The 12,150-nt window shown below is 38.4% G+C and carries 9 protein-coding genes; 2 read left to right on the top strand and 7 right to left on the bottom strand.

The annotated features are described in order from the left end of the window. Positions 1-11: 11 nt before the first annotated feature. The 7 genes from IQ259_RS06355 to IQ259_RS06325 all read right to left on the bottom strand — a co-directional run bounded on the left by IQ259_RS06355 (position 12) and on the right by IQ259_RS06325 (position 8,885). A complete protein-coding gene (locus tag IQ259_RS06355) occupies positions 12-1,304 on the bottom strand; it encodes a colanic acid biosynthesis glycosyltransferase WcaL (protein WP_193882580.1) in 1,293 nt (430 codons plus the stop codon). 26 nt (positions 1,305-1,330) lie between these two features. After that, the gene (locus IQ259_RS06350) at positions 1,331-2,029 is read right to left on the bottom strand and encodes a histidine phosphatase family protein (RefSeq protein WP_193882577.1); all 699 of its coding nucleotides are present in this window, start codon (positions 2,027-2,029) and stop codon (positions 1,331-1,333) included. Beyond that, entirely contained in the window at positions 2,013-3,860 is a 1,848-nt protein-coding gene (locus IQ259_RS06345) for an ABC transporter ATP-binding protein (RefSeq protein WP_193882573.1), read from the bottom strand. The genes IQ259_RS06350 and IQ259_RS06345 overlap by 17 nt, the downstream gene beginning before the upstream one ends. A 158-nt stretch (positions 3,861-4,018) precedes the next feature. Further along, positions 4,019-5,068, bottom strand: a complete 1,050-nt coding sequence (locus tag IQ259_RS06340; RefSeq protein WP_228014395.1) for a glycosyltransferase family protein — start codon at positions 5,066-5,068, stop codon at positions 4,019-4,021. A gap of 134 nt (positions 5,069-5,202) precedes the next feature. Continuing rightward, the gene (locus IQ259_RS06335; protein WP_193882567.1) at positions 5,203-6,435 is read right to left on the bottom strand and encodes a glycosyltransferase family protein; all 1,233 of its coding nucleotides are present in this window, start codon (positions 6,433-6,435) and stop codon (positions 5,203-5,205) included. A gap of 179 nt (positions 6,436-6,614) precedes the next feature. Further along, complete coding sequence (locus tag IQ259_RS06330) at positions 6,615-8,177, bottom strand: HAMP domain-containing sensor histidine kinase (protein WP_193882564.1); 1,563 nt, start codon at positions 8,175-8,177, stop codon at positions 6,615-6,617. Between the two features lie 39 nt (positions 8,178-8,216). Continuing rightward, positions 8,217-8,885: a response regulator transcription factor gene (locus IQ259_RS06325; protein WP_193882561.1), complete on the bottom strand. Its 669-nt coding sequence runs from the start codon at positions 8,883-8,885 to the stop codon at positions 8,217-8,219. Between the two features lie 516 nt (positions 8,886-9,401). On the opposite strand from IQ259_RS06325, the gene IQ259_RS06320 reads away from it, so the two are divergent. Together IQ259_RS06320 and IQ259_RS06315 are read left to right on the top strand one after the other, a co-directional pair. Further along, positions 9,402-10,445 (top strand): nitrilase-related carbon-nitrogen hydrolase, encoded by a 1,044-nt coding sequence (locus IQ259_RS06320; RefSeq protein ID WP_193882558.1) that lies wholly within the window; start codon positions 9,402-9,404, stop codon positions 10,443-10,445. Positions 10,446-10,547: 102 nt separating this feature from the next. After that, positions 10,548-11,963 carry an aldehyde dehydrogenase family protein gene (locus IQ259_RS06315; protein WP_193882555.1) on the top strand — a complete coding sequence of 472 codons (1,416 nt, stop codon included), beginning with the start codon at positions 10,548-10,550 and terminating at the stop codon, positions 11,961-11,963. Positions 11,964-12,150 lie beyond the last annotated feature (187 nt).

Below are 12,150 nucleotides of genomic sequence, written 5' to 3'. Positions count from 1 at the left end.
AGTTAAGAGTTTTAAATATGAGTCAATTCTTTTGATTGTTGTGGGAGAATTGTTGGCGGTGATTCTGGGTTTAAAACTTGTTGATAAATTGCGACTAATTCATCATTCAGCTTGTTGGTGTCGTATTTTTCTTCTACACGCGCACGTCCAGCTTTACCCATGTTTACCCATAGTTCGGGATGCTCTATTAGATAGGATAACTTGTGGGCGATCGCATCTGCATCTCGCTCTGGTACTAAAAACCCTGACACTCCATCTTCAACTAATTCTGGAATTCCACCATGTCGAGTACTAATAACAGGTAAACCCATCGCCATTGCTTCTTTTAATGTATTGACTGGCGCATCTTGATTACCATCAGCAGCAGTTACACTAGGAGCAATAAAAATGTGAGCGTTATCGAGAATTTCCACAATTTCTTTTTGTTGTTTCCATCCCAATAATTTGATAATATGACCAACATTTAATTCGGTAATCAGTTTTTCTAACTGTTCTTTAAGTTCACCATCACCGAGAATGTTATATTCAATATTGGGATAACTTAGAGCGATTTGAGCAACTGCACGAATCACATATTCTATACCTTTCTTTTCTACCAAACGTCCTGTTGTGGCAATCTGCACATTACCATCAACAGGAAAATAACGAGATTTAAAAGAAAACTTACTACAATCCAAACCAGAACCATGAATAACTATTTTATCAGGATTGCAGCCTAACTTAATGGCGCGATCGCCAAAAAACTTGCAGTTCGCCAAGAAAAATTCGCCATCACGGAAAAGTTGGTCATAAACATTTATGCCATTCTCCTGCACATACTTACTAATATCAATACCGCGAAACGTTGTAATTAACTTACCAGAAATTATCCCAGCTTCTCGATAAGCAAGCGCAATCGGCGCTAACGTCCCAAATTGACAGTGAATAATATCATAATTACCATCTTGAAGTAGATTTTCAACTCTGTATAATGTTTTTACAGTTGCGACTTCCTCGCCATATTTATCAGAAGTAAAAAATCGCAGAGTTTTCCAAGAACCTCGATGGAAATTCTTGAACAGTAATCCTATCCCTTCACAAAAACGCCAAACAAAGTTTTCAGGAACAGTAGGCGGAAAGTAAGTATGTTCTAATAACTTATATTCCTCAACAACCGGATGCACCTTTCCTGTATAATTTTTTGGTAACCCATTCACAGGATGAATGTAAACATCATGGCCACGGTCAATTAAACCCGTGATTTGATTCAGAATAAACGCCTCTGATAAAACAGGAAATCGCCAAACAATAAACGCTATCTTCATAACTAAACCTCTGCGATACTTTGCGTTTAAAAAATCCGTCTAAAACTCACCTCTTCCTCTCTCAAATGGGAATTTAAATTCATCGCCTTCAATTCCCCAGAAGCTAATGTACCATCAGGAAAATTGAGTATACTAATCCCACAATTCGACTGTTGCAAACAATGATAATATTTAGGACTTATCCCCAAAGCAGTGCTAATTAAAGCCCTATTTGTACCACCATGTGCAATTACCAGCACAGTTTTACCAACATGATACGGTAGAATTGCTTGCCAAAATTCTTGCACCTGTTCATATAAATCAAGTGCTGGGTAAAATTTGGTTTTACTATCTATTTGTACCCAAAATTCATGAGGACGCTGTTTCCAAAGTTGATATGCTTCCGGGAAAGTTTCACGCACATATTGAAACGCCAAACCTTCCCAATTAGGTAGATGATTTTCTCGTAATTTATCAGTAATAAAAATTGTGTTTGGGTTAACAGTAATTTCCTTTAAAATTTCCTTAGCAGTTTCCTGTGCTCGTTGCAGAGAACTAATATACAGTCCATCAAATGTTAATCCTTTGAGAAAATCGCCTGTAATTCTAGCTTCCTTGCGTCCCAGTTCTGTTAATACTGATTCATCACTGCTACCTTGATACAAACCCAGCACATTAAAAGTACTTTGTCCGTGGCGCAGAAGAATGACGCGAGTTCCTTGATTTTCCTCACACTTCCACTGCATAGATATCTCCTTCGGAATCTACAATGCTTTGCATTCGATATAAAGTGGCGTAATAACCACCCAGACACATCAATTCCTGGTGCGTACCTTGTTCCACAATTTTCCCCTCTTCAACGTAGAGAATCATATCTGCGTTCTCTACGGCTTTGAGGTTATGGGAAATCACAAAGGTTGTGCATCCTTGAGTTAATTTTTCCAGCGCCGCGTTGACGATATTTTCGCTTTTTTTATCTAAACCCGTAGTGGGTTCATCAAGAATAACTATTGGTGCTTGTCGTATTGCAGCACGAGCGATCGCAATTCTTTGTCTTTGTCCTCCTGATAGTGTACCACCGCGATCGCCCAAAATTGTGTCATAACCTTGGGGTAAGTTCATGATAAATTCATGAGCATTCGCCAAACGTGCGGCGTTTTCCACTTCTTTATCAGTAGCACCTAATTTTCCATAAGCAATATTTTCTTTCACACTCGCCGCAAACAACACACTATCTTGTAACACCACGCTGATTTGCTGACGTAGTGAATTTAATGTATATTCGCGGATATCTTGACCATCTATTAAAATTCGACCAGCGCCAGGATCATAAAGGCGTAATATTAAACTAAGCAGAGTAGATTTACCACTTCCAGAAAATCCCACTAATGCAACTTGCTGCCCTGGTTGCACAATAAAATTAATATCTTTTAAAATCTCTTGATTTGTGTCGTAGCCGAAAGCAACATTTTCAAAACGAACTGCACCAAAAAACGGATGTGCTAGTTTTGAATTTGGTAAATCTTTTACATTCGGTTCATAGTCGAGAAGTTCTACAACTCGTTCACCGGAAGCCGTCGCTTTAGCAATTTGTCCGACTTGGTTTGAAAGTTTCCGCATCGGTTCAAAAGCATTTCTCAAATATGTCATAAACACCAACAATTCCCCAGGAGTGAGTTCTTTGTGTAACACCACATGAGAACCACGCCACAACACCACAGCAATAATAATCGCCATTAAAATTTGTACAGTTCTTTCTAATGCGGCGGAAAGTCTTAAAGATTCAATTGCTTCATCTAAACTCTTTTGATTTTGTTTTGCAAAAACACCATGCAACATTTCCTGAAGGGATAAAACTTGTACAACCTTAATTGCACCAATAGTTTCACCTGTTGTAGCAGCTAAAACACCTTCAGAATCACGATGCTTTTTAGCAAACTTCCGAATACGGCTAATCATGCTACTTGTCAGCAACATTAATAATGGGAAAATTGCCATTACAACTAACGCCAATTCCCAATTTAACCAAAACATAATTCCCAACATCCCCACAAGTGAAAGTATGTTGGTTAATAAAGGTAAAGCCGTTTTTACAGTCACAGTTCGCATCTTTTCAATATCAGCCGTGACGCGAGTAATTAAATCACCACTTTTAGATTTTTGATGAAAAGATAAAGAAAGATGTTGTAAATGATTAAAAACATTAGCGCGAACTTCTGATAGTATCTGCACCACAGCTAAAGACATTCCATAAGTGCTAAGATATGCAGCAATGCTACCTAAAGCAGAAATAACAACAATTGCTACAGATGACAAAGTTAATAAGACAACTGGACTAAAACCATAAGTATTAGTAACACTTGTAGAATTATTGTGAGCAGGTATTAAAATATAGTCAAAAACATATTTTAAAGGCCAAGGTTCCAGCAAACGTAAGCCTGTTTCAAATAAAAGTGCTAAGAATGAAACAACTATCAACACCCTTTGTTGACGGATATAAAACGAAAATTTCCTTAAAATTCGCCATACTCCAGGGACAACCCCTCTTAATTCCTTTTCCTTGATACGTTGACTCATTAATTATCTCTCCTTGTGTAAAAAATCGACTCAACATACCATTCTTTTTATTTCTTTGTGGTCTTTGCGTCCTTCTCCCAAGGGGAGACGCTACGCGAATGCGGTTCGTTTTTAATTTCTTGTTTTTAGCGCAAAGTTACGCGGAGGTTTTGTCGCCTCTATAAAGCTAATAATTTGACTCTTTCTAAGTAACTTTTTAAGAAACAGGCGGTTTTATTAGCACCATTCAACTCAAAATTATTTTGATGTAATTTTCTATTTTTATTTAAATTAGTAACGATTTTTTCTGCTAAATATGATGCTGTTAAATCTTGAGGGAGAATATAATTAACAATGCCCAATTGCTCTAATTTATGAGTTCTAACTAACTGTTCTTTATCTTGTTGTTCATGTCCAATTGGCACAACAATGGCACGCACACCCGTACTCAAAATATTCATTGTAGTATTGTAACCACTTAAACTGAGGGAAATATCTGCTGTTTGCATATATTCCAGCAATTTGCAAGTGTATGTTTCAATTTGAATATTACTGCAATCGCCCGAAATTTGTTTTAATTGTTTTATCTTATCTTCTGGCATAAAAGGGCCAGTAAATATCTTGATAATATGTGGTGTTATTTGAGATAGATTTGAACTTGCTACTACTACAGTTTCTAAAAGTTCATAACCAATTCTCCCGCCACCGACGCTGACTAAAATTTTGGCAGTATTTGGATTTATCTCACCCCATAATTGCTGATTATCAATATTGGCTTTTACAGCTTGAGTCACAAACCCAGTGTGAATAACTTCACTTTTAATATCTCTGTATCTAGCAAAACTTTCGGAAAATTGCTGAAATTTAGAATCAGCGTGAAATAGTAACAAATCAAAATAGCGATTCATCAAATCGCAAATAGTTTCTTCTTCCTGCGGTTCAGTTTCCTTACCAATAACATCACGTAAACTACAAATAATTTTTGTGTTCGGACTTATATTTTTAATATGTTCAACTAAAGGAAGTAATTCAAAGATTAACTTATGTCTACCAAAGGGAAAAAATTCAGTGATTAAACAATCCGGCTTGATTCTATCAAATTCAGAAATCAAAAGATTTTTTCTAGATTCCTTGACTGTTTCCACACTTTGGCAACTATCGCCAACTGTAAATTCCCCATTTTCTAACCATAGTGCAGGTAGTCTAATTAATTCTACCTGTGGAGGCATTTCAAAACCAGCGATCGCCGGGCCGCCATTAATAAAATAAACCTGAAAATGTTTAACTAAACTCCGCACTATTTCTGTGCTTCTAACTAAATGCCCCATACCACTAAGGTACTGGCAATAAAACATGATTTTTTTCATTTGCTCATAGCTAAGGTAAGTGTTCTATTGGCTTTATTAATTTGACGTTCACATTTTGTTTGGATTAGTAGTAAATGAATGTAATATTTAACGTTACCTAAACCATTCATGCTAAATACAAATTCAGGTATTCGCGGATTATTTAACTGATGTATTAGTAAATTTTTCAATTTATTAGGGTTAAAGTTTTCAGGATAAATCGCAGGAAATAAACCTAATTTATCCATTGCTTGAGTGCGAATTAATTGCTCTTTTGATGGTTGACAACGTGGAATAAGTACAGCAGGTTTATTTGCAGATAATATTTCACAAACTGTGTTATAACCAGCCATTGAAACTATGACATCTGCCGCTTGAATGTAACTCATCAAATCATCTGTAAATTCCCCAATTTGTACTTGAGGATAATTGTTGGCAGCTTGATAAATTAGTTGCTTTTGATTTATGGGCATTTCTGGGCCACAAATGATTAAACTTTTACAGTGATTTGCGGCGGGTAATAACTGAAGTGCAGCCAGATAAATTTCAACTAATTCGTAACCATCTTCACCGCCGCCAGGAGTAACTAGAATCAAATGTTCTTGTGGCGATACTTGCAATTCTTCTCGAATAATTTCCAGTGATTTTAACCCTGGATTACGACTGATATAACCGCAGTAACGAGATTTTTGGGTAAGAATCGGCGAAAATTGGTATTCTTTAACAGTATCAAAAACTTCTAGTGTTCCGACTATTAAAACTTGATGGTAGTACTTTTCTAAAGCTATATAATAGCCATTTTTTTGCCACTCAGCGATAGTTGCTTCAGGAGAATCAAGAATATCGCGTAATAAAAGAACTAACTTAGTTTCGGGAAGTTCTCTATGAAAATAATTAATCGTGTCAGCTAATTCGTTTTTGACACCGTAGGGTTTTTTATCAACAAGAAATAAGTCTGGTTGAAAATTAATTGCAGCTGAGAGAATCAATTGCGATCGCAATCTTATCGTCTCTTCAATACCCATATCCAGATACTTTACAGCAACTTCACCCGTTTTGCCTCTGTTCAGGCAAGGAAGTTTAATGTAATCTAGACCTTTGGGTAAGCGAAACCCTTGCAGCATAGGTGAACCTGACAGCAGCAAAATCGTGAGTTCAGGAATTTCGCTGAGTAAGTGTTCACAGATAGCTAACATTCGGCGAATGTTACCCAGTCCATATGTGTCGTGGGAATATACTAGCAGTCGCATAATTTTTACCCCATGACAAAAACATCAGTATTGATCTTTTCTTTCTAATACTAAGAATTACTGATGCAGGTGAATTCTTTATGAAACTTTTATGAGAAGGTTCTTATGATCATCCACCATGATTTGATGATTGATGGTGCGTCTATATCTTTGTACCTTGTGGAAAGCCGCTACTGCATCTACATTCTGCGGCTAATTTCATCTAAACTTTTCTCTTGAAATGCTTCCAAAGGTAATAATATCGTAAACGTGGCTCCTGCTCCCAGTTGGCTTGCAAGGATGACTTTGCCGCCATGAGCTTCTACAATGGCTTGCACAATAGATAACCCTAAACCAGAACCTTCCGAACGACGACGGCTATTGACAGCACGAGCAAAACGCTGAAAAATTCTTTGTTGGTCGGCTTTGGCAATACCTTCGCCGGTATCATGTACCCAAAACTTGACTTTATTTAGGTAAATAGCTGAACCAATAGTAATTGTATCGGTATTTTTTGTATGTTGCGTGGCGTTTTGTACCAAATTCATCACAGCCTGAGTTAGACGTTGGCGGTCTGCGACTATTTTACCTTTAGCTGTGCTTTGAAGTTGCCAGTTGCGATCGCCTAAAGCTTTAATTTTGACAAACAATTCTTCGGTGAAACTGCGAACATCAACTGTTTCTAACAGTAAAAAATCAGATTGCTCGGCTTTTGCTAGTAAGATTAGGTCATTGACCAGTCGATTCATCCGTTCTAGCTCATCCATTACTAGTGCTAGAGTTTCTTGAATTTCTTGTGGGTCATCTCCCATCAACTCTAAATGACCCCGAATAATTGTAATGGGAGTTCGTAATTCGTGTCCAGCATCATTAATAAAATTACGCTGACTGATGAAGGCAGTTTGCAACCTATCCATCATGTCATTAAAAGTAGTTGCTAGTTCTGCAAGTTCTCCTTTTCCATCTACAAAAATGCGTTGATTTAACTCTAATTCGCTAATATTACGAGTAGTTTGAGCTAACAAGCGCAAGGGTGCGAGAATTTTTCCTGAAGTAACCCAAGCCAACACTAAAGCTAAAATCAAAACACCTGCACTTAGTTGAATAATGACTGTGACAGCTTCTAAAACTTCTCCCCGTTCACCTGCTGTGGTGTGTGCAATGGCAAACACCGCCATACTTTTACCGTTTAATGTCACAGGTTTAGCAAGATAAATAATGCTGTCAATACTACTCCCAGGAATTATTTTTTCTCCTTGTTCTCCTTTAGTTAAGGTTGTCCAATATTGAATCAGTTTTGAATCGCTACTTAATTCTTTTGGCCTAGCTCTCGGACTGGATTTATAAAAGTTACCCTTCCATAATACAATTAAAAATGTATCATCTTCCGGAATTTGATTGCCTAAAAACGCATCAAAAAATTCTCGTAGTTCTTCTGAATTTTGTGGCGGTTTAATCAGACGTTTGTCAGACATTCTGATGCGATTTATAGCGTTATATTTAAAATATGCAAAAGTATCAAATGTTTGAGATTCACCATAGAGTAACTCTTCAAATATTTTCATCTTTTCATATAGTTCACTATACACACGACTATTAACTCGTGCATATAGAACTTGCCGAAAAGCCGGGATGAAACCCACAAAAATAAAGCATAAAATTATGGTATACCAGAAAAGAATTCGATTACGTGTAGACCAAAAAAATCCTCTGATTAGATATGCTTTAGGGGCTAGTTGTCTGTTACTCTGATTTCGCCACATTTCTCGAAATCTTATTTTATTGCTTTTTTATTAAAACTATCACATTTTTAGCCGATAACCCATACCTCGGACGGTTTCAATTAAATCACTGCCTAGTTTTTTTCGCAAATAGCCAACATAAACATCAACAATATTAGAACCTGGCTCATAATCGTAACCCCATACTCTATCTAATAATTGTTCGCGGCTTAAAACTTGTCCAGGATGGCGGAAGAAGGTTTCTGCAAGGGTAAATTCCCGCGCTGGTAGTTCAATTATATTTTTGCCAACTTTTACTTTGCGCGATCGCAAATCTAAAACTATATTACCAGCCTGAAGCAACAACTCATCGTTAGCTTGGCTGTTATTGCTGTTACGCAACCTAGCTTTGACTCTAACTAGCAATTCTTCAAATCGAAAAGGTTTTGTGATATAGTCGTCTGCACCAGCTTCAAACCCAGCAATTTTATCTTGAATGTTATCACGGGCTGTTAAAATAATTACTGGCAAATTTTCTCCTTGACCGCGCAGTTCTTCTAATACATTCAAGCCATCTTTACCAGGAAGCCCTAAATCTAAAATCATTAAGTCAAAATAACTACTTAATGCCATATTAGTAGCAGCATGAGCATCACTCGCTACGGTGGTTGTAAAACCGTGAGAACGCAATCCTTTTTCGATAAAAGCTGCTATGCGTATTTCGTCTTCAGCAATCAGTATTCGATTCATAGTATGATGCAGCCTCTTGGATAATACTCAGTATACCGTGTGATATTGACACCGCGTATAGTTTACCTAAAGAGAAGGGATAGTGCGATCGCATGATTAATTTATGGAAAATATCTGTCATGTTAGCAAAATCATAATTTTTGTAACAAAAGTATTACTAAATTTATCGTTCTTATTCATTTAAACGAAGTGCGATCGCTTGTTGCAATTCTTCAAATCCTGATTGGTTATGAATGTCTGAGCTCAAAGTATTTATTCCTTTCAGCAAGTTGGTAAGTTTGTCAAAGTGATCATGAATTTCTTGATATAATCTAAGCTCATATAAAGTTTCTTCGGAAATATGGGGAGAGGTTTGGATAGGTGTTCTGAATATACTTTTCGACTTTTCAAATATTCTCTTAGAGCGAAAAAGTAACGCAAAGTTTAATTTACAAGTCAGATTTTAAGTATTAGCTAAACTGTATTGCCGCATATCCTAGTAAATTGATAGTGAGGCGTTTTTGAATAGCAAACAGCATGGCAGATACCATAAATCGCATTGAATCATACCGCGCTTTGGCACTGCAAGTTACTTGCCATGCTGTGAATCAAGCAAGCGATCGCCAACAAGCCCAGGTGATGATACATCATACTATCAACCGCTTGGCACAACAAATCGCCGCTAGTATTGCTTTTATTGGTTTTGACTGTCGGTTAATTGTCCTACCAGAATATTTCCTCACAGGTTTCCCGATGGGGGAACCTTTGGCTGTGTGGGGAGAAAAAGCTTGTATAGAAATGCACGGTGCAGAATATGAAGCACTTGGTAAAATTACCCAAAAACATCAAATATTTTTAGCGGGTAACGCCTACGAACTCGACCCCAATTTTCCCAGCTTGTACTTTCAAACCTGCTTTGTGATTGACCCCTCTGGTGATATTGTCTTGCGGTATCGGCGGCTAAATTCTTTATTTGCACCCACACCCCATGATGTTTGGGATAAATATCTTGACTGTTACGGTTTAGAAGGTGTTTTTCCTGTTGCGAAAACAGCAATTGGCAATTTAGCAGCTTTAGCTTCCGAAGAAATTTTATACCCAGAAGTGGCGAGGTGTTTAGCGATGCGCGGTGCAGAAATATTTCTGCATTCCACCTCAGAAATTTACAGCAAAAACCTCACACCTAAAGACGCGGCGAAAATTTCTCGCGCTGTCGAGAATATGGCTTACGTTGTTTCATCTAATACAGCAGGTCTAGCTAATAGCCCTATCCCCATTGCTTCCGTTGATGGGGGTTCAAAAATTATTGACTATCGCGGAATCGTATTAGCAGAAACAGGTGCAGGTGAAAGTATGGCTGCTTTTGCAGAAATAGATTTAGCTGCATTAAAACGCGATCGCCGTCGTCCAGGGTTAAATAATTTACTCTCCCGCCAGCGATTTGAATTATACGCTCAAAGTTACAGTCAGGCGCAATTTTACCCAGCAAACACTATGCTGGATCAAGATATAGACCGCAGACATTTCATCCAAACACAGCAAAAGGCTATAGAACATCTATCCCAACTAGGTGTAATTTAATGTGGGTGTAAGAGGCGTATTGAATACTCAACACTCAACATTCAGCACTCAATACGGGCTGAACGCCCCGCTACCGCTAACAGCACTATTGACAAATGACCAATGACAAAACCAATAGAAGTCCGTAACCCGCGCACAGGAAAATATGACTACGTAATTATCCCACCACCGCCAAAACTGCTAACGCAGCAATGTAACCGGGCGAAAAGGGCGCAAGTGCGTTGGCAAAAACTAGGGGTAGAAAGGAGAGTTGCAGCTTTGCAAGAATGGAAGCAAGCCATCTTGTCTGAACGCGACAAGCTAACAGAAGCTTTGATGAATGATACAGGCAGATTGTCTATATCGGTAATGGAAATCGATTCTTTCTTTTCTAGCATCGATCGCTGGTGTAGTTTAGCGCCAGAATTATTGCAAGATTCAGCTAAAAATACCTCCATCCCGTTTATCGCCTTGCAACAAACATCAGTCCCTTATCCCTTAGTTGGGGTAATTAGTCCGTGGAATTTTCCCCTGTTGCTGTCGATGATTGATACTGTTCCCGCACTGCTGGCTGGTTGTGCTGTAGTTGTTAAACCCAGTGAAATTGCGCCGCGCTTTATCGCCCCACTCATCGCAGCAATTAATACAGTTCCCGCGTTGCGCGACATCTTAAGTTTTGTGGAAGGTGCAGGAGAAACTGGAGCCGCATTGATTGACAATGTAGACTTAATATGCTTTACAGGTAGTGTCGCCACTGGGCGCAAAGTTGCAGAAGCCGCAGCTAAACGGTTTATTCCCGCTTTTTTAGAATTGGGTGGCAAAGATCCGGCGATCGTTTTAGAATCAGCCAACTTAGAATTAGCAACATCAGCAATTTTGTGGGGTTCCGTTGTCAACACCGGACAATCATGTTTATCAATTGAGCGAATTTACGTTGCAGAACCTATATTTGAAAAGTTTTATCATCAGCTTGTCACTAAAGCCCATCGCCTACAACTAGCCCACCCTACAGTTGAAAGTGGCGAAATAGGGCCGATTATTGCCGAAAGACAAGCAGCAATTATTAACGAACATATCTTTGATGCTGTCGAAAAAGGTGCAGTCATTCATTGCGGCGGGAAAATTGAGGAATTAGGCGGTGGCTTGTGGTGTCGTCCCACAGTATTGACTGAAGTTAACCATACTATGAAAGTCATGACTGAAGAGACATTTGGCCCCATCATGCCAGTCATGGCTTTTGCCACAGTTGAAGAAGCAGTGAATTTAGCCAACGATTCAATTTATGGACTGAGTGCTGCGGTGTTTGCAGAAACCGAAACAGAAGCATTAGCCGTTGCCCAACAAATTGATGCAGGTGCTATTAGTATTAATGATGCCGCCCTCACCGCTATCATGCACGAAGGTGAGAAAAACGCCTTCAAATTCTCCGGTTTAGGAGGTTCACGCATGGGTGCAGCAGCCTTAAAACGGTTTCTGCGGAAAAAAGCTTTTTTGATTAAAACCAACTCTAGTAAAGACCCTTGGTGGTTTGATAATTGACAATAATATTTAGAATAATCTAGTACAATAAGGCATAAATAAAGCACCCATGCCAATATAAGGAATGAGGATAAAATAAGATCCAGAATTATGAGGTCTGCGGGACTGCTGTATAATTCCATTGCGGTAAATAATCATCAAATACAATTTCCATCATCTGCTTAAATTCATCTGTTACCTTGCGACC

This window comes from Fortiea sp. LEGE XX443 (genome assembly GCF_015206815.1).
GTDB lineage: Bacteria > Cyanobacteriota > Cyanobacteriia > Cyanobacteriales > Nostocaceae > Nostoc_B.
This window is presented reverse-complemented; position numbering and strand designations above follow the sequence as displayed.